The sequence below is a fragment of the Bacteroides sp. BFG-637 genome, from assembly GCF_024793605.1.
In the GTDB taxonomy this organism is placed as follows: Bacteria; Bacteroidota; Bacteroidia; order Bacteroidales; family Bacteroidaceae; genus Bacteroides; species Bacteroides vicugnae.
Genome location: NZ_JANUPD010000002.1, coordinates 6,140,848 through 6,161,540 on the forward strand (window position 1 = coordinate 6,140,848; position 20,693 = coordinate 6,161,540).

10 protein-coding genes are annotated in these 20,693 nt (G+C 41.5%); 6 read left to right on the plus strand and 4 right to left on the minus strand.

Annotated elements, in window-relative coordinates; translation table 11 throughout:
- Positions 1-26: 26 nt before the first annotated feature.
- From NXX38_RS24190 to NXX38_RS24200, 3 genes are read right to left on the minus strand one after another with little or no spacing between them, the layout of a single operon-like run.
- Positions 27-1,157 carry a glycosyl hydrolase family 28-related protein gene (locus NXX38_RS24190; protein ID WP_258981431.1) on the minus strand — a complete coding sequence of 377 codons (1,131 nt, stop codon included), beginning with the start codon at positions 1,155-1,157 and terminating at the stop codon, positions 27-29.
- A gap of 22 nt (positions 1,158-1,179) precedes the next feature.
- Positions 1,180-2,937, minus strand: coding sequence for a RagB/SusD family nutrient uptake outer membrane protein (locus NXX38_RS24195; protein WP_258981433.1), 1,758 nt, complete (start codon positions 2,935-2,937; stop codon positions 1,180-1,182).
- A gap of 24 nt (positions 2,938-2,961) precedes the next feature.
- On the minus strand, positions 2,962-6,045 hold the full coding sequence (locus NXX38_RS24200; RefSeq protein ID WP_258981435.1) for a TonB-dependent receptor: 3,084 nt from the start codon (positions 6,043-6,045) through the stop codon (positions 2,962-2,964).
- 305 nt (positions 6,046-6,350) lie between these two features.
- Here NXX38_RS24200 and NXX38_RS24205 point away from each other — a divergent pair, with 305 nt between their 5' ends.
- On the plus strand, positions 6,351-7,223 hold the full coding sequence (locus NXX38_RS24205) for an aldose 1-epimerase family protein (RefSeq protein WP_148364653.1): 873 nt from the start codon (positions 6,351-6,353) through the stop codon (positions 7,221-7,223).
- Between the two features lie 189 nt (positions 7,224-7,412).
- Here the strand turns inward: NXX38_RS24205 and NXX38_RS24210 are convergent, their stop codons facing one another.
- Positions 7,413-9,293: a DUF4980 domain-containing protein gene (locus tag NXX38_RS24210; RefSeq protein WP_258981437.1), complete on the minus strand. Its 1,881-nt coding sequence runs from the start codon at positions 9,291-9,293 to the stop codon at positions 7,413-7,415.
- A 599-nt stretch (positions 9,294-9,892) separates the two neighbouring features.
- Here NXX38_RS24210 and NXX38_RS24215 point away from each other — a divergent pair.
- The 5 genes from NXX38_RS24215 (at position 9,893) to NXX38_RS24235 (ending at position 20,428) form a co-directional block, all read left to right on the plus strand.
- The gene (locus NXX38_RS24215; protein ID WP_217721208.1) at positions 9,893-13,135 is read left to right on the plus strand and encodes a glycoside hydrolase family 2 protein; all 3,243 of its coding nucleotides are present in this window, start codon (positions 9,893-9,895) and stop codon (positions 13,133-13,135) included.
- 45 nt (positions 13,136-13,180) lie between these two features.
- Positions 13,181-15,442 (plus strand): GH92 family glycosyl hydrolase, encoded by a 2,262-nt coding sequence (locus NXX38_RS24220; protein ID WP_148364651.1) that lies wholly within the window; start codon positions 13,181-13,183, stop codon positions 15,440-15,442.
- A gap of 360 nt (positions 15,443-15,802) precedes the next feature.
- Entirely contained in the window at positions 15,803-15,955 is a 153-nt protein-coding gene (locus NXX38_RS24225) for a hypothetical protein (RefSeq protein ID WP_167511788.1), read from the plus strand.
- Positions 15,956-16,187: 232 nt separating this feature from the next.
- Entirely contained in the window at positions 16,188-17,678 is a 1,491-nt protein-coding gene (gene ltrA, locus NXX38_RS24230; protein WP_258978446.1) for a group II intron reverse transcriptase/maturase, read from the plus strand.
- A gap of 164 nt (positions 17,679-17,842) precedes the next feature.
- Complete coding sequence (locus tag NXX38_RS24235; RefSeq protein WP_258981439.1) at positions 17,843-20,428, plus strand: hypothetical protein; 2,586 nt, start codon at positions 17,843-17,845, stop codon at positions 20,426-20,428.
- Positions 20,429-20,693: the final 265 nt, after the last annotated feature.

Below are 20,693 nucleotides of genomic sequence, written 5' to 3' on the forward strand. Positions count from 1 at the left end.
ATTAATAATGGTATAGGATGAGGAAATTATTCTATTATGCTCACCTTATCAGATGATACACAATTAGAGACTTCAGTTTCTGTGTTCACCAAGAATACCCGATAGCTCTCCAAATTATCTATAAAGCAGTTCTTGAACACGTTGCCTGTTCCTTGAGTGGCATTTACAGCCACAGCATCAGCATAAGCCCATTCACATGACAAACTGTTGGACACAAACGTATTGTTGTTACCTTTTACGTTGATTATACCAAAATCCTCGCCATGGTCGAGCATTTGATTCTGAACTGCTCCTGTAAGCCAAAAGATGTTCTTATTTACCCGATTGTTATCGCCACTCAACACAAGAATACCATTATAGTAGCTTTTGAAATTATTACCTTCAATAACACTATTATTGCAATCATCAAGCACTAAATTTTCACGTCCATCAGGGTAGACCTGATTATTAAGGAATGACAGTTTGTTCACTCCCTGCGCTTTACAGGTTATGCCAGTGGGCTGTGCACCTAATTGGCAATTCTTTATAATCATATTCTCACCACCAATCAGTTCGATACTATTAGGAAGTTCACATACCCAGCAGTTGACTATCTGCATATTCTTTGCCTGTTCTATCTTGATGCCGGTATGCAGATTTATGCCAATAATATTAGAAAGTATTCCATTATCGCTCGTGCCTGTAAAATGTATACCGATGTTCTTGGCTTCCGTCCCACCCGACACCATCAGATTCATAATCTTTAACCCCTTCACGTCTGTTTCTACTTTTATAGCTGCTTCGGCATTGCGGGCAACCAGTTTGCTTCCACCACCAGGTCCCAGCAGATCGTTGATTCCATTCACGTCAATATTGCTGCGCATACCGGGATTTAATCCCTTAATCGTCACATTGTGCTTATTAATCACAATGGGAGCATCAAGTACAAAATCACCTTCGGGAATAACCACCACTCCCCCTTCGGAAGGTAAGGAGGCAATTGCACTATTAATGGCTTTCGAACAATCTGTCTTTCCATCACCAATAGCTCCGAATGTGGTAACATCACCTTCGATTTCAGTATGAGTGCCATAACATAACAAGTTATCATCACCGTCGCAAGCCGTGAACAAGCACAGACAGAAAGTGCTAATTAAATATCTCTTTAGTTTCATCATATCTATATTTAAGGAATTCATATTAGTTAAACTTACCATATCCAGGATTCTGCACATAATTACCTTCAGAGAAATTATATTGTGCATTAGGGATAGGCAAATATTCATCTCTGCCACGGACGAAGCGAGCACCACGATAATAAACACGTTTGTTTTGCTCCACGCCAATGTAACTGTTCATAGTTTCCGCAGCAACACCCCAACGTACTAGGTCGAAGAAACGATCCCCTTCCATAGCAAATTCCATGCGGCGTTCCCAACGTAGTGCTTTGCGGGCTAATTCTTGATTCCAGCCTTCAGAAGGGTATTCACCGATCAAGTAATTAGCTGCATTCTGGTCTGAATCCTTAAAGTCTTTTACATAAGGACTATTCTTGGCACGCAGACGAATACGGTTAATGATTTTGCGGGCTTCTTCCAGTCCGGAAGTTTCACCTATTTCTATCAGCGCTTCAGCCTTCCACAACAACACGTCGGCATAACGGATAATCTGCCAATTGAGATGGGAAGCCCCCCAAGGCCAACCTTGGAACATCTCGTCACTCTCCGGAGAAATATAGAAGCGTTTGGTACAGTTGAAACCATATTCGCCACTGTTACGCACCCAATTTGCTTTACAAGGCTCGACAGTATATGTTTTCCAAGTAATGCCCGGACGACCGGTTACGAAATCCAAACGAGGATCTACAGTTGCGTCAACATTAGTGAGTTCACTTCCTTCATATATTCCATAGTCATCGGCGTTGAAAGTATCAAACAAAGGCAATCCATAGGTATCTACCTTATAGGCATTGATTAAGTTTTGGCTGGGCAAGAAAAATCCGTCACCACCATAAGGACCTTTAGGGGCGTTGAGCAAATTACTCCAATTTATGTTCCCGGCACCATCGGTTTCATCATCCATCGAATATTGTACGGCAAACACAGACTCTACTCCATTCTCATATTCCAATTGATCGAGTTTCTGAAAATCATTCAAAAGATCATACGTCTTTCCTTGTGCACCCACTTTGTCGCAAAGAGTCACCACTTCAGCCAGCAACTGCTTGTCAATAGCAACCACTTGGTTATTGTCATCTTGTTGATAGGCCTGATAGAGTATGGCTTTAGCGGCATAGGCATAGGCTATGTTCTTTGTGATACGACCTACTTGAGATTGAGTATCAGGCAAATCGTCGGCAGCATCGAGAAATTCCTGTGCTATTTTACCCAAAAGTTCTTCACGGGTATACTGGTTGTTGGGGATGTACTTATAGTCATCATTTTCCACATTTTCATCAAAATAAGGCACTTGCTTGAAAAGGCGAACCAGTTCGAAGAAGAAGTGTGCACGAATCACCTTCATTTCAGCCTTACGACTTTTAAGTATTGACAAAGAGTTCTCGTCAAGCGTGTTCATTACCCTCAATGCGCTGTTACAGCGTTGTAAACAGCAATAGAGTTGAAACCATTTTTCGTCGGCATTACTCCATGTAGCATCTATTTTAAAGGTTTCAAGCAGCGTGCAAAAGTCACCGTCATTTACACCGCCACCGCCTTTATAAGCATTGTCCGAACGTACTTCGCCATACGTCCAATTCGTCATTGGTACCCAATGCATCTCACGATTGGGACCTTTCAATCCGGCGTAAGCCGAAGTTACCAGGAGTTCCACACCGTCAGCCGATGCCAACAAATCGTCATTGAGTGTACCCTGTGGTTTAATATCAAGAAAACGGCTCTCATTGCAACTTGCCAATAGTGCCATAACACCTGCTGCAAAGATATATTTCAATTTCATAATGTTCTGTATTTAGGATAAAAATTAAAAACCAAGTGATAGACCGAATGTATAAGTGCGAGGCTGAGGATATGGATAGCCCAGTCCTTCAGGGTCGGCACCCGTATAATTAGTCAGTGTGAAAACGTTCTGTGCTTGCAGATACACACGCAAATTGGAAAGACGTGCTTTTTTAATCCACTTATCCGGGAAAGTGTAGCCCAGCGTTAAAGTCTTCAGCTTCACGTAAGAACCATCTTCGATAAAGAAAGTAGAACTGCGTGTTTCTACATTATTGTCCACCACAGTCAGTGCAGGGATGTCACAATTATAAACTCCGGTTTGCTCATAATCATTCCAAGCATGCATTGCATCCATCAGACGTACAGAGTGATTACCTGTCCAGCCTTGGAATAGGTCGGTATAAAACTTAGAGTTATTCCATGCATCGCGAATCATACCATTGAAGAATGCGGAAAGATCAAACCCTTTGTAAGATGCACCGATATTTAAACCACCGATAAATTTAGGTTGATCGCTACCTTGCCAATCCATATCGGCAGTATTGATGACGTTGTCACCGTTAAGGTCTTTGTAGCGAATACGTCCCACACCGGGAGCTCCAATCTGTACATCATATTTGCTTAGATATTCATATACCTCTTGCTTTGTTTTGAATACACCATCGGCTTTATATGACATCCATGAGCCATAAGGTTGTCCCACAATAGTTTTGTCCACACCGTTACCACCTCCCCAGGTATATTTGATAACATCCGGAAGTTCGGTAATTTCATTCTTATAATAAGAAATGTTGAACGAAATGTCATACTTGAAATCCTTTATTTCATCCCGCCAAGTAAAGGTTGCTTCCACACCGCTATTATCCATACTGGCAGCATTATACCATTTATATCCACCTTCGCCAATCACACCTATATAAGGTTTTTGAATTAGCATACCAGTGGTCTTCTTTTGAAAATAGTCCAGAGTCAAGCCCAAACGGTTATCAAAGAAAGCGGCATCAATACCAAAGTTCAACTGCTTGGTCTCTTCCCACTTCAAGTCGTTGTTACCCGAACGATCTTTCTGTACACCGGGTACGACTGTTGCACCATCACCATTGAAGTTGTATGAACCATTGGACATGTTAGTGTAATAAAGGTTGTAAGTAGCATTGTTGTCAATCTGGTCATTACCATTAATTCCCCATGATGCACGTAATTTAAGGTCTGAAAGCCAGTTTTGCGTACGTTCCATAAATTTTTCGCGTGACATTCTCCAACCAGCTGATACAGAAGGAAAGATGGCTGAATTGTTCCCTTTACCAAAACGTGAAGAAGCATCACGACGCACCGTTCCTGATATGAGGTACTTATCATCGAACGCATAGTTCACCTTACCAAAGTAAGAAACCATAGCATAAGTAGAAGCATTGTTACCCACACTTTTTCCTTCAGTCACAGTGTCCAGATAGCGATAGTCAAGGTCTTCTATCACCAATCCGCGACCATACCCCTGCAAATGCTCACCATTTTCCTTCTTAGCTTCGGTTCCTATCACAGCACTGATATTATTCTTCCCGAAATCTATGCTATAATTAGCCGTGTTCGACCATACCCATTGTACACTATTATCCTGTCGTACGGTCAGTTCATTTACATCTACTTTCCGATCGGCTTCGCTCCATTTTGGGACAAAGGTTGAGTTGAAACCGGTAGTATAATTCAAGCCAAATTGGCTCTTCAATACCAGATTTTTAATAGGCTCTACTTCCAAATAAACATTACCAAAGATACGCCAGCTTTTGTGACGATTATTGGCTTCGTTGTCCGTCAAGCGAATGGGATTCGGTTTATCTCCCAATATATCCACATAACCACCGGCATACCCTCCGTTTTCATCGTACACAGGAATGGCCGGATGCTGCGCAATAACCAATTCTTCTATACCGGCAGGATTAAGATGTTCCAACCAATGGTTCACCGAGATGCTTTCCCCCACACGTACTTTACCATCCACAAAGCGGAAATTAGAAGCTAAACGCGAATTAAAGCGTTCGTAGTCTGTATTACGGCAAAGGCCATCTTGATTCATATAGTTTAAGGTAAGAGCCACATTACCATCCTTAAATCCTTTAGAGAGGGAAAGGTTATAATTCTGCATCAAAGCCGTACCAAATATCTCCTTTGCCCAATCAGTATTGCCCGACTTTATCTTCACTCCATTCTGGTCGAAATAATATTCTTGCAGTTGGGCTTTTTCTCCATTTCCATAGACAACACTGTTTGGATAAGTTCCAAAAGTATTTTTATAGGCCTGCCAATAAACATCGCCCCATTGGTAAGCGTCAAGCATATCAATACCACCGGCAAAAGTCTGGGCAGTGAGCGACATATCAAAACTTACCTTTACATCGCCTTCCTTAGCACGTTTTGTGGTAATGATAATGACCCCGTTAGCAGCCTGAGCACCATAGATCGCAGCAGACGCTGCATCTTTCAACACCTGAATGGATTCGACATCATTGGAAGAGATGATAGAAGCTACATTGTCATGCGTCTGAACACCATCTATCACATAAAGAGGGGAAGAATTGTTAATGGTAGTAATACCACGTAATTTAGTATCCGTGTTTCCACCGCCGGGTTTACCATCAGTTGTCACGTTCATACCGGCTACACGCCCCTGCAAACCTGACATCACATTACCGGTAGGTATGTCTGCCACCTCTTTCATCTTCACTACGGCTACCGAACCTGTCAGACTGGCTTTCTTTTCAGCCATATAACCTGTCACAACCACCTCATCAATCATCTTAGAATCTTCTTCCATCACTATCTTCAAGGAAGGTTTAGCGGCAATAATCACTTCCTTATATCCTATATAAGAAATAGCCAATGATGCATTTGCCGGTACACTAAGAGTAAAGTTTCCGTCTAAATCGGTAATAGTTCCAGTTGATTTAGAATCATTTTGCACTACGGAAGCACCAATAATCGGTTGCCCATCAGTCTTTGAAGTAACGTTTCCCTTCACCGTTATGTTTTGTCCCCAAAGGACTGACATGAAAGTAAACAGGAAACAAACGCTGCAAAGAAGTTTTTTGTTCTTCATAATACTAAGCATTAGTTTGATGTTATTAAATTAAAAGTACGAATTTTATCTTTATCGATAATGCAAATTACGGTTGATTTACGTCAATCGACTGAAAAAAATGTTTCAAAGGCTGTAACATTTGTTGCATAGAACGCTATTTTATAGGGTTTTATACATTATTTTTCTCATCACAAGAATTATGGAGAAGATATTCTCTTGTCAGTGGGAAAATATTACCTTTGCGTAATGATATAAGCTTTTAAAAAGTAGTTATAATTAAAACGATTAATAAAAAAAGTCAGTTACCGATTGTAACCAACTGAAAATTGAACGATATGAAAACAATCTCCAACGAACAACTTACCATTCAAGTATCTCCGCATGGAGCGGAACTTTGCAGCATCTTCGCCAATGGAAAAGAATATCTGTGGCAAGCGGATCCTGCTTTTTGGAAACGTCACTCTCCTGTCCTATTCCCTATTGTCGGAAGCGTATGGGAAAATGAATATCGCAATGAAGGGATTCCTTATACACTTACCCAACATGGATTTGCACGCGACATGGAATTTACGCTTGTTTCCGAAAAAGAAAATGAAGTACATTACCGCCTTATCAGCAATGAAGAGACTTTGCAAAAATATCCGTTTCCATTCTGTCTGGAAATAGGTTATCGCATTCAAGGAAAGCAAATTGAGGTGATATGGAAAGTAAAGAATACCGGCGACAAAGAAATGTATTTTCAGATTGGGGCACATCCTGCTTTCTACTGGCCGGAGTTTGATGCGAACAGTTTAGAAAGAGGGTTCTTCGGATTCGACAGGAAAGATGGCTTGAAGTATATTCTTATTTCTGAAAAGGGATGCGCTGATCCTTCTGTTGAGTATTCCTTAGAGTTGGCAGACGGATTGTTACCATTGGATACTCATACTTTTGATAAAGATGCTTTGATCTTGGAAAACGGCCAGGTTCGCAAAGTCACCTTATTTAATAAGGAGAAACGGGCTTATTTAAGTTTACACTTCAATGCTCCGGTAGTCGGCCTTTGGTCGCCACCTGCAAAGAATGCTCCTTTTGTCTGCATCGAGCCTTGGTATGGACGTTGCGACCGCGCACATTATACAGGGGAATATAAAGATAAAGACTGGATACAGCACCTGCAACCGGATGAGATATTCCAAGGGGGATATACAATTGAAATCGAAGAATAATCGACAATAGCCAACAAGACCCGGCAAATAAAAAGTAGCTGCCGGATTTCACATCTGACAGCTACCAACACCTAATTCTAATCTACAAAACCTAACTTATAAATCTAACCTATGAACCTTTAAGCAACTAATACCCATTGCTCTTACTGAATCTATGAAAATATCTATTGTGTAAACCTCTACCTTATATTATAAACCTAATCGATACGCATTGAATGAATCAACATTGAACGTTCCTCCTTTACTATAAAAACACATACGGTTGTATGGTTCCGATGGAAAAACCAGATTCGTCATTGCTATTTTTCCTCCATTCAGGAATATTTCTACAGAACACTTATCAATAAAGATATCCAAAGCGTATTTATTTTCTTTTTTTATCGGCGCCCAGGTAGCTAATGCGAAATCATCGATATAATTGATCGAAGTCGTCTTTCTACGGTCATGAGCTTCTATTTCATGAGGGACGCTATTCTTTCCGAAATCTACGATACCACTTTTCGTCCGGTCCATTACCAGTCTTTTTTCAGGAAGATTGAAATAGATATCTACCTTTTCACCTTTATCATTAAAGAGACTGAAGCCCATAATCTCCGCTTTGCCGGTAGTAATCTCCAATGCTAATTCATAAGCTCCGTTATTATCAGTCAGTAGAGAATCAATATGATAATCATTGGATACGGTGAAAGAAGGAATCTCCTTGTTTTCTTTCCGCAAAGTTTTCGTCTCTGCCACCGGAGCCGCCGAAAGATAAAGCTCACCGTCTTGTGTATAAAGTCCCAACTCACGCGGTAAAGCATTGGCACTACGGAATTGCTTTGTCGGAACAATATTGCAATATTGCCAGTTACTCATCCAAGGTATGGCAACCGTCCGATCACTTGTGTTCGAAAAACAGACCGTAGCATAATGATCCTTTCCCCAATCCAGCCATTTCGTGACATTTGGCTGATTGTCACAAATAAATTTCGTTCCGTCAAAGTTTCCTGTAAAGTACTGGGTTGCACTCCCTCCGAAATAGCATCCCGGATTCACGTTTACTATCAACGCCCATTTCTTACGATTTATCTCTCCATCTATCGGAAGTTCCACCATATCCGGACATTCAAACTGACAAGGTTGCACTCCGTACCCTTCTCCGAAACTGCTCATATAATTCCAGTCTTTCAGATTCTTCGAGTCATAAAAACGCATTTCCTTATCGGCAGAAACAATCATAACCCACTTATCTTCCGGTTCATACCGGAAAACTTTCGGATCGCGGAAATCTTTCAAACCGTCAGAAGGACAAAGGATGGGATTCTTCTCGTATTTCGTAAATGTCCGTCCGTTATCTTTGCTAAAAGCAAGACATTGGTTCTGCCCGTTTTTGTCACTAGCAGAAGTATAAAAAGCCAGAATACTCCCCGCTCCATAGCCAGCCACATTCTCCTTATCAACAACAGAACTGCCGGAAAAGATATGTCCCAATGTATCACAGGCAATAGCCGGAGGTAAGTGTTCCCAATGCACAAGATCTCTGCTGACGGAATGTCCCCAATGCATATTTCCCCATTTGGAACCGTAAGGGTTGTATTGAAAGTACAAATGATATTCTCCATCTTTATAGACCAACCCGTTGGCATCATTCATCCAACCATACAGAGGAGTATGGTGATAAACTGGACGAAACTTATCTGTATTGGCTGTATCAAATGTATCAGATAGTTTGATTTCTTTCCAGCAAAGTGCATCCTTTGATTTATTACGCACACGTACGGTAGCAGTCTTTGCTCCGGCAGGTAAGGCAAGCGGAACAAAATAGTCCACTTTTGTCTGTGCCAGACGAATATCCATATCGGTATCTGTAGCCTCTCCTGTATCCAGAAGAACCTGACTTTCCATTGCTTCCTCTTCTATAGGAAGCAATATATAATTAGCCGGATAGGTGATGTGAATGACAGTCAGGCTATCACCTTTCTGTTCCAAAGTCAACTTGCTTTTAGTTGTATGGCAATAAGTCAGTCCGTAAGAGACTGCTAATGCAAGTGCCGCACCTTTACATAGTTTTATCCAAGGGGTTGTTTTCATGGCAACAAAGTATTCCTGATTTACACAAGCTTTTAATCAAAATAGATGAAGGCAAAGATAGGGGGTATATTCACCTTCGTCTATAAACTTTGTTTCAAAGGGTATCAATTTTGATACATCACCTTACTATTTTTCTACCAGAATTCAAAACAATCAATATTCATAGGACCGAGTATATGAATTTTCATCATATGAATACCGACTGATAATTGTATGTTTGATACTATAAAATCATCATAAACAGTCCAGTTCCCTGTAGTTGTGACAATGGTCCAACTGTATCCCTCCATCAAAAGAAAGGGCGAACTTTCCATCTTCTTCCACTGTCGTACAAACTTTGACTATAGGGATTCTTATCAATCACCTGAAAAATAAGCTGTCAAGCGTAAAACAAAATCATCCTTATTCATAATATTATCCAAGCCTACAAAAGATGATTAAAAGTCTTTTTTCTCCTTTACTTAAAGGAAAAACAAATATTTTTATGCAATTAATCACTTTTTAATCCCAGATTAAGCCATTTCATTCCTCCTTTTTAATACTTTTCCTTTTACTTTGCCGTTAACTAATAATATCAGAAAAACTATTAATGTACAAATATGAAAAAAAATCTAATCCTATTGTGCAGTTTGCTGGCAAGTTTTACCTTACAGCCCGTACAGACAAATGCACAAACGGCGACTAACAGTCAAAAATTACTCTATCCCTATCCTTTCGCTCCCAGTGAAGGTCTGGTGAATAAAACCGAGAAAGAGCATCGCCAAGAAATTTGTTTAAATGGCTATTGGGATTTCCAACCCATTGCTTTACCGAAAGACTATAAACAAGGTAAAGGAGCAGCTCCCGAATTACCACTCCCGAAAGATGGTAGTAACTGGAGTAAGACACGCATCAAAATACCTTCTCCATGGAATATCAACGCTTTTGGTTATCGTGATCTCGAAGGTCCCGACCACCGTAACTATCCGTCTTATCCGAAAGAATGGGAACAAGTGAAAATGGCATGGATGAAAAAAAATATAACAATTCCTTCCAACTGGACAGGCCGGCAAATCAAACTTTACTTTGAAGCCGTCGCAGGATATTCAGAAGTCTATGTCAATAAGGAAAAAATAGGTGAAAATTTCGATTTATTTCTGCCATTTAGCTTCGACATCACGGATAAAGTCACTCCCGGTGAAACAATAGAGGTGCTTGTAGGCGTGCGCAGCCAATCCTTATTTGAAGATAATTCAACTATCGGCCGCCGTATTATCCCAGGAGGCTCTATGTGGGGATATCACATCAACGGTATCTGGCAAGATGTATATCTGTTAGCTTTACCCCAAATACATATAGAAGATGTATATGTGAAACCATTGGTTGCCAAGAATACATTAGAAATCGAAGTAACCATACAAAACAAAACCAACCGGAAAGCTGACATACAACTGCAAGGCAATGTCAGAGAATGGATAAATTACGCCGGAACGGACATAAACTCCGCTCCCGTTCCCGCATGGACACTGGGTACGGAAGCATTACAGGTCGCACCACGCAAAGTTTCAATTGCAGCTAATGCATCACAGATAATAACACTGCAAGTACCTGTCAATGAGAATATACTACAATATTGGACTCCCGAACAACCGAATCTGTATGCCTTGTTACTTTCTATCAAGGACAAGAAACAAACTATCGACACGAAATACGAACGTTTTGGTTGGCGTGAATGGACATTACAGGGAACCACACAATACCTCAATGGCAAACCTTATGCTCTACACGGAGACTCCTGGCACTTCATGGGTATCCCGCAAATGACACGCCGCTACGCATGGGCATGGTTTACCGCTATTAAAGGCATGAACGGCAACGCAGTTCGTCCGCACGCACAGGTTTATCCTCGTTTTTATATGGATATGGCGGATGAAATGGGAATCTGCGTACTGAATGAGACCGCTAACTGGGCTAGCGACGGCGGTCCGAAACTAGATTCAGATCACTTCTGGGAAGCATCGAAAGAACATTTAAAGCGTTTCGTCCTGCGTGACCGCAATCATGCATCCGTTTTCGGTTGGAGTATCAGCAATGAAAATAAACCTGTTATCCTGCATGTATATAACCGTCCCGAATTAATCCCCGCCCAACAAAAAGCATGGAAAGAATGGCGTGACATTGTACGTCTGTACGACCCTACCCGTCCTTGGATTTCATCTGACGGCGAAGACGACGGTAATGGTATATTACCCGTGACCGTAGGACATTACGGAGACATCAACTCCATGAAAAACTGGATTAATATCGGAAAGCCTTGGGGAATCGGTGAACACAGTATGGCATATTACGGCACACCTGAGCAAGTATCCAAATATAACGGAGAACGTGCCTACGAATCACAAGAAGGACGTATGGAAGGGTTAGCTAACGAATGTTACAACCTAATAGCCAACCAACGCCGGATGGGGGCTTCATACAGTACGGTTTTCAATATGGCATGGTATGCGCTAAAACCACTCCCACTCGGTAAAAAAGACATTACCAAAGCACCTGATGTTAGAGAAGATGGTGTATTTTTCGGTGAGTACAAAGAGGGGATTCCGGGTGTACAACCAGAACGTGTGGGACCTTATTGCACTACATTCAATCCTGGCTATGATCCCACCTTGCCACTCTATCAAGAATGGCCGATGTATAGTGCCTTACGTGCTGCCAATGCTCCGGGCGCACCAGCATGGTCTCCTTATGCCATCATCGACAAAGAGCAATATAAAGCTCACAAAACTACCAATCCGGACAAAAATTATAAGGAGGTAGTATTTATCGGCAATCCAGAAAGCAAAGTAAAACACCTGTTAAATGCACAAGGAGTAGCATTCGCTTCTAAAATCACCACTCCCTCCTCACTGCTTTACATCATAGATGGCAGCCAAGTGTTAGATGACACTACCCAAAAGGAAATACAGAAACAACTCGCCAAAGGTGCAGATTTATGGATTTGGGGAATTACACCGGAAACAGTAGGCAGATACAATGATATTCTACCACTTCCTGTCGCACTGGAACCACTGAAACGTTCCTCTTTCCTACCTGTGCAGAAAGCATGGATGCAAGGACTTAACAATTCTGATTTCTATTTCTGCGAACTTCAAAAAGCGGATGCTTCCAATTATTCATTAAAAGGCACATTCGTAGAAGAAGGGGATATCTTGTTGAACGCTTGTAAGACTGACTGGCGCAAATGGAACAAGCGTCCGGAGGAAATCAAAACTGCCGGAACAATCCGCAGTGAATACGAATGTACGTCCACTACTCCGGTATTTGTTAAATACCAGCAAGGTGCTTCCTCCTTTTATTTAAGTACATTGACCGAATTCGCCAATTCAGAAAAAGGATACAACACATTAAGTATGATCTTAAAAAATGCAGGAATAAGCTATCAGAAGCCAGAAACCAATATTAATGAAGTATTCTTCCTGCGTGATGAACAGATAAACTTCCCCGTAGCAACCAAAGAAAAATTCGTAAAGAAAGATAACGGATGGACACTGGAATTCTACGTATTCAGCCCGCGCCCTCTGGATGACCTGCTGATAGAGCCTAATATGCCAAAACTCTCTCTGATGTTAAAAGCAAAAACTCGTGAATTATTCATTAATGACACCCCCTATACAAGCATATCTCACGACGGACGTAACGAGGTAATCTATAAAGAAATCCCTCTATTGCAAGGATGGAATAAACTGGTTATTAAAATAGGAGACGGAGACCGGAATGATTTCAGCGGTTTCTTTAAATGCGATAACAAGAAGGATTTTCTTCCGACTTTGAAAGCTGCCTTCACAAACCCGGAAGCCAGATAAAATGAAGATAAAAGAGGATTAAAAACGATTAAAAATAAAAGTACCATGAGAATCTTACATTTCTTTGCTACAATCACAGTTGCTGCAATGTTAAGCGGATGTAATAGAGAGCAATCACAAACCACTAACCGGACACCGGTCGACTATGTCAATCCATACATAGGGAATATCAGCCATCTGCTAGTTCCCACGTTTCCGACCATTCAATTACCAAACAGTATGCTTCGTGTCTATCCCGAACGTGCGGATTATACCACCGAATTGTTAAACGGGCTGCCGTTGATTGTCACCAATCACCGGGAACGTTCCGCGTTCAACCTTAGTCCTTATCAGGGAAAAGAGCTTCGTCCGATCATAACCTACAACTACGATAACGAACATATCACGCCTTACTCGTATCAAGTAGACCTGAACGACAACAGCATGAAAGCAGAATATGCCCTTTCCCATCAGTCGGCTCTCTACCGGATCACATTTGAGGCAGACAAACCTGCCTATATCATTATAAACTCCCGTAATGGTTCGATTCATGTAGGCGAAAACTTTATCAGCGGCCATCAGCAATTAAGTGCCAACACCAATGTGTACGTATATATCGAACCACAGGAAAAACCGGTAAGCACTGGCATCTTAAAAGACGGAGTCATCGAAGCCAGCAAAGACAATGCGGAAGGCATCAATGCTTGTGCAGCATGGCGTTTTGCCGATGGTACAACAACAGTCAGTCTTCGTTACGGCATATCTTTCATCAGTGAAGAACAAGCAGAAAAGAATATGCGTAATGAACTGAAAGACTACAATATAAAAAACCTGGCAAAAGCAGGACGCCAAATCTGGAACGAAACTCTAGGACGTATCAAAGTGGAAGGAGGAACAGAAGATGACAAGACTGTATTATACTCTTCATTCTACCGTACTTTCGAGCGCCCTATCTGCATGAGTGAAGCCGGTGGCCGTTACTTTAGTGCTTTTGACGGCAAGGTACATGATGACAACGGTACGCCTTTCTATAACGATGACTGGATTTGGGACACATACCGTGCGGCACATCCACTTCGTATATTGATCGACACCAAAAAAGAAGAAGACATCATTGCTTCTTTCCTGTTAATGGCGGAACAGATGGGAACAATGTGGATGCCTACCTTCCCTGAAGTTACAGGTGACTCACGCCGCATGAACTCCAATCATGCCGTTGCCACCATAGCCGACGCTCTGGCTAAAGGACTGAACATAAATGCGGTGAAAGCCTATGAAGCGTGCCGGAAAGGAATGGAAGAAAAAACTCTTGCGCCCTGGTCGGGAGCCGCTGCCGGATGGTTGGACAACTTCTACCGCGAAAACGGATATATCCCCGCCCTTCGCCCGGATGAAAAGGAAACAGATCCGAATGTACACCCTTTCGAAAAGCGTCAACCTGTCGCTGTCACATTAGGAACCAGCTACGACCAATGGTGTCTTTCTCGTATCGCAGAATTATTGGGTAAGAAAGACGAAGCCGCCCACTATCTGCAATGCTCTTACAACTATCGGAATATCTTCAATAAAGAGACCGGTTTCTTCCACCCGAAAGATAAGGAAGGCAAGTGGATTACACCGTTCGATTACCGTTATTCCGGTGGTATGGGCGCCCGCGAATATTATGGAGAGAACAATGGTTGGGTTTACCGTTGGGATGTACCTCACAATGTGGCCGACCTCATCAACCTAATGGGAGGAAAAGAGCAGTTCATCTCCAATCTCGACCGTACTTTCAGTGAACCGCTGGGACGCAGTAAATATGAATTCTATTCAAAACTACCTGACCACACGGGTAATGTCGGGCAGTTTTCTATGGCAAATGAGCCATCATTACACATACCTTATCTCTACAATTATGCAGGTCAACCCTGGAAAACGCAGAAGCGTATCCGTCAGATGCTGAAAACATGGTTCCGTAATGACCTCATGGGAATACCTGGGGACGAAGATGGCGGAGGTATGACTTCATTTGTTGTTTTCTCTTCATTGGGTTTTTATCCTGTCACTCCGGGCTTACCAATCTACAATATCGGAAGTCCACTTTTCACAAATACAAAAATAATACTCAGCAACGGTTCCGTATTTGAAATCGAAGCCCAGAATGCTTCCGACGAAAATAAGTACATCCAATCGGCTACACTGAACGGTCAAAAATGGGAAAAACCCTGGTTCAGCCATGACGATTTGAAAAACGGAGGTAAATTAGTACTGACAATGGGCAATAAACCTAATAAAGCATGGGGCAGCGAAGACAATGCCGTTCCTCCTTCAGCAGAAGCCAAATAAGTACTGCCCGATTTATATGAAGATGTCGCAAAATAGAATTTTCATTTCCTACATTCTATTTTGGGACATCTTCATATTTCATTAAACGTATGATCGTAATAACAAACGGTAGTTTGAAAGTATTGCCTTATAAATAAATTCTGATTCTTGGGGATATCATACAGTTTTTTGTATTTTTGCACTATAAATGTGCGACAAGAAGTCGTACAAGTAATTGTTCAGCATAATGTCTGAACCTGTTGTTCCGTCAACAGTAGCCTAAAGAGGCGTGCTTTACGAGTAATTGTTTGGTGCGAAGCCCTCTTGACAATATGGTTCTATGCAGAAATATCCAATGTATAGGCTGTTAGGCTGACCGATATGAGTAACGTATGTGAACCGCTGCACCATCGTAACAAAAGAATAGCTTACGGATATTTACAAGCTATAGCCAAAATGGCGGGCAGTCAGGATAGTTCTCTCTTTTTCAGGACTACACGGATGCAGCACTGCCGGTGGATGGGCGGACTTTAAGTCGGTCGTAAGTTACTTGTACGGAACTTGGTAAGCCCGTATCTCTCCTGTCCTTTATCGGGCAGGTAAGCCAATCGCAAGAGAAGCCGAATGATGTGCGGGTAAAGGATTGCGGAGAAAGCGAACGCTTCCGTGTAATGCGGAAGATAGAGGTTTAAACGTCACCTCATGCGAAAGCAGGCAGACTTCCGCAGGGTAATTCTTTGTGAAACGATTGTAGAACTTTAACGAAATGAAGAAACAGCAAAGGAGCAAGGCGAAAGCCGAGTGTGCATCTTCAGCCGAGCGTAACACAACATGGAAAAGCATTGACTTCTCCAAATGTGAACGAAAGGTCAGAAAGCTGCAAGTCCGAATAGCAAAGGCTCATAAAGAAAAGAGGTACAACAAGGTTAAAGCCTTGCAGCACCTGCTTGTCACTTCGTTCGAAGCCAAGGCATTGGCAGTAAGGAAAGTGACCTCCAATAAAGGTAAACGCACGGCAGGGGTTGACCACATAAAGTGGGATACCGATGCCAATAAAATAGAAGCTATACGTTCTTTGACACGGAGAGGATATAAAGCCCTCCCATTGAAAAGAGTTAACATACCTAAGGCAAACGGCAAGACAAGACCGTTGGGAATACCGACCATGAAAGACAGAGCCATGCAGGCACTGTATCTTATGGCATTGGAACCCATAACGGAAAGTGAAGCGGATGCAAACTCTTACGGATTCAGAAAGTTCAGAAGTACGGCAGATGCGATAGATGCGCTTCACAGATGGCTAAGCAGGGATTGCTCTCCCGAATGGATATTGGAGGGAGACATAAAAGGCTGCTTCGACCATATCAGCCATGAATGGCTTCTCGATAACGTACGAATCGACAGGCAGATATTAAGAAAATGGCTGAAAAGTGGAGTTGTATTCAACAGACTGCTTCAACCGACTATTGAAGGGACACCACAGGGCGGCATTATTTCACCGACACTTGCAAATGCAACTCTTGACGGCATGGAAAGGATGCTCAAAGAGAAGTACAAGGCAAGTTATGTCAATGGAAAACTTTACTGCCCCAAAGTCAATCTCGTAAGATATGCGGATGACTTCATTGTCACTGCTGACAAAAGGAAAACGTTACTTGAAATAAAGGAAATGTTGACAGTTTTTCTAAAGGAAAGAGGACTTACCCTATCCGATGAGAAGACACTGATAACACATATCAGTGACGGATTTGACTTTTTAGGTTTCAATGTCCGGAAGTACAACGGCACATTGTTAATAAAGCCGTCAAAGAAAAGTCAGAAACGTTTCACTGACAAGCTGCATGAGGTTGTGCTGACCAAAGGTAAGGCATCATCCCAGCAGGAGCTGATAGAGAAACTCAATCCTATAATAAAGGGATGGGGTAACTACTACAGCCATGTGGTATCAAAGGAGGTGTTCTGCCGATGTGACCATATCTTAATAAATCAACTTAAAAGATGGTCATATCGCAGACATACCGACAAGTCAAGGAAATGGATAAGGAAGAAGTATTTTATCCGAAAAGGTGGCAGAAATTGGATTTTCGGTTTTGAATATGTATGTGGAGAAATAAAGGATAAGTTCACATTACAGCAACTGACAGAAATTCCAATCAAGCGACACACAAAGATAAGATGCGAGGCCAATCCGTTCGACCCATCATGGGACGAATACTTCGAAAGGCGGAAACTCAAAAGTGCCCGTCAACGTGCGTGAAGAAAACTTTATCGGAAACAAGTCATCGCAAGATGATTATGAGCCGATTTAATTTTATGAGAATTAAATTTAGAATTATCGGAGCTGTATGCGGTGAAAGTCGCACGTACAGTTCTTAATGGGGAAAGCGGCAGCAATGCCGCCGACCTACATAACAAAGTACTATGAAATATCAACTACAAATTTTGCTCTTCGTCCTGCTTTGCATGGTAGGTAAAGTGGACGCATCTTCTTTGTATGATTATGGACTTTCTCTCAAATCCCATGCAGTAGCTGGAATTGAGAGAACAACCTTGTACTTGGATGATAACCAACCTTTCTCTATAAAAAACGATTTCACGATTTCTTTTCAAATGTATGTACGTGTCAATGAGCATGACTTCGGCTCTATTCTCCATCTGCATACAAACACCAATCAATATATCCGTTTTTCATTTGTCGCAGGTGAAGAAAGACATTTTCCAGCGTTGGTTCTCAATGAAGGCATCGTCAACATTAACAGCCCCATAGAACGAGAAAAATGGCTGGATGTTTCTTTGCACTTGCGTTTGAAGGATAATGTCATAGAAATAGATTACGATAACAAGAAAATATCAGCTATGGCTCCCTTACAAGGAGTGAAAAGTGTTACCGCTTTATTCGGACAAATGCAAAACTATCTGGCAGATGTAGCTCCAATAAATCTTAGAAATATAACCATCATACAAGATGGAAAACAGATACGTGAATGGAAGTTGTGGAAGCATAATGATAATGTCTGTTATGATGAAATAGAAAGAGCTGTGGCACGTGCTGTCCATCCCTTATGGTTAATAGACAATCATATCGAATGGAAACTTGTTCATCAGGCTAAAATTCCGGGAAAACTGAACGTGGCCTTCAATGCCCGTGAGGCCTTATTTTATTTAGTCAAATCCCAATCAATCGAAATCTTAGACGAGAATGGAGTTTTGCAGAACGAAGTGATAGTGCGTGGAGGCTATCCGGCTGTAGAATTCCCCAATCATCTCTTATATGATACTTTAAGCAATAAGCTTGTGTCTTATTATCCCAAGAAAGGCATAATTTCCAGTTTCTCATTTGACACAGAAAAATGGAGTAATGAGATACGCAACACAGAAGAAGCCACCAATTATAATCATGCCAAAACTTTTAATCCGGCAGACTCTTGTTTCTACTTTTTCGGAGGTTATGGTTTCTACCAATACCGCAACGATCTTTACCGGATGAAATCCGGTACTAACAAAGTGGAACAAATAGAATACGAACGTCCCCTCTACCCCCGTTATTCGGCAGCTATGGCTCTAGTGGGCGATGAATTATATATCTTCGGCGGTAGAGGAAACAAGTATGGCAAACAAGAGTTGAGTAGCCATTATTATTGGGGATTATGCTCCATCAATCTAAAAAATAAGCAGTCACGTATAGTCTGGCAACAAAATAATCCCAAAGAAGATGGTACGATAATGGCCTCTTCCATGTATTTCGAGCCATCGGATAGTTCCTTTTATGCTGTTTCGACAAATAAAGGAGGTGTGTTATGGAAGATTTCAATGAAAGATTCCGTCTATACGGAAGTTTCCAAGCCCATTTATAACGAATCAACTTATCAGGATTGTGACTTCAGCCTTTATACTTCTCCGTCACATGGAAAGTTATTCTTAGTATTAGATAAAATACTAAGTAACCACACACATGATGTGGCTATTTACGCCATCAATATGCCTCTCGTAAATGAAATGGATATCCGGCAGTCAACAGTTGAAGAAAGCGCTAACAGCCGATGGCATTTCTATACCGCCGGAGTCTTACTGCTACTTGCATTGGTCGGTTTAGTATTCTACCGTTTCAAATACAGCAGTAAAAAGAAAAAAGCATCTGCAGCCGGGAGGATTATAGAAGAAACTCCCACTGCAACAACTGAAGACAGCCTCAAACAACCAGGAATGTCTGAATCCAGAATCATACCGAAAAAAGAAAGAATACAAGACACGGAATCCGTTTTCACAAAAACGATCAATTATTATGACCGTAGCCGTGCATCTATTTCTTTGTTGGGCTGTTTCAATGTACGCGATAAAAATGGAAATGACATCACATCCAATTTTACCCCCCGTCTGAAACACTTGCTTATTCTGCTGATACTTTATACAGAAAAAAATGCCCAAGGCATCCTAACTTCCAAAACAACGGAAATACTATGGCCGGAAAAAGAAGAAACAGCCGCCCGCAATAACCGTAATGTAAATCTGCGCAAGCTACGGGTATTGTTGGAAAGTATCGGAGATATGGAAGTAATGATAGAAAACAATTTCTTGCGTATAAAATGGGGAACAAATGTTTTTTGCGATTACCACACATTACTTGCATGTACCAAACAATTCGAACAAGTGAAAAGTGAAGAATTGCTCAATAGAATTTTAGAGTTATTGCTATATGGTCCTTTATTACCCAATACCATTGTTGATTGGCTGGACGATTTTAAAGATGCCTATTCCAGTCATTCTATTGACTTATTAAAAAATTTGCTGGATATTGAAATCAGCCGGAATCATCAGGATATGATTATCCGCCTTGCCGACATCATGTTCCTGCATGACCCGCTCAATGAGGAGGCTCTGGCTGCTAAATGTACAGTACTGGCCGCACAAGGGAAAAAAGGTATAGCTCGAAACCTATATGATCGTTTCTGCAAAGAATATCACGACTCGATGGGTGAAAGCTACAAAATCCCATTTGCCGACTTATAAGTCCGGCCGACAATTGCTTCTTAATTAATTATTCTATAAAACAAACCTCCCCCTCTCCTTAAACCACCGATACATATCAAGATGGAGGAAAGAGGGGGAGATTCTATACTTTCTTTATTACAAACGCGAATAATTCCAGTAATATTTTATAGCCCGTTACATTGTTTTCATCCAATACCAAGAAAAACAGCACCTATTTGTGAATGATTATAAGAAAAAAAAGACTTAATTCACATTTAATTGTTTTTTAATTCCCAATTAATCG

Excerpts from the sequence above, each read along its gene's own strand:
- NXX38_RS24190 (WP_258981431.1), bottom strand. The coding sequence starts at position 1,157 with ATGATGAAACTAAAGAGATATTTAATTAGCACTTTCTGTCTGTGCTTG.
- NXX38_RS24195 (WP_258981433.1), bottom strand. The coding sequence starts at position 2,937 with ATGAAATTGAAATATATCTTTGCAGCAGGTGTTATGGCACTATTGGCA.
- NXX38_RS24200 (WP_258981435.1), bottom strand. The coding sequence starts at position 6,045 with ATGCTTAGTATTATGAAGAACAAAAAACTTCTTTGCAGCGTTTGTTTC.
- NXX38_RS24205 (WP_148364653.1), top strand. The coding sequence starts at position 6,351 with ATGAAAACAATCTCCAACGAACAACTTACCATTCAAGTATCTCCGCAT.
- NXX38_RS24210 (WP_258981437.1), bottom strand. The coding sequence starts at position 9,293 with ATGAAAACAACCCCTTGGATAAAACTATGTAAAGGTGCGGCACTTGCA.
- NXX38_RS24215 (WP_217721208.1), top strand. The coding sequence starts at position 9,893 with ATGAAAAAAAATCTAATCCTATTGTGCAGTTTGCTGGCAAGTTTTACC.
- NXX38_RS24220 (WP_148364651.1), top strand. The coding sequence starts at position 13,181 with ATGAGAATCTTACATTTCTTTGCTACAATCACAGTTGCTGCAATGTTA.
- NXX38_RS24225 (WP_167511788.1), top strand. The coding sequence starts at position 15,803 with ATGAGTAACGTATGTGAACCGCTGCACCATCGTAACAAAAGAATAGCT.
- ltrA (WP_258978446.1), top strand. The coding sequence starts at position 16,188 with ATGAAGAAACAGCAAAGGAGCAAGGCGAAAGCCGAGTGTGCATCTTCA.
- NXX38_RS24235 (WP_258981439.1), top strand. The coding sequence starts at position 17,843 with ATGAAATATCAACTACAAATTTTGCTCTTCGTCCTGCTTTGCATGGTA.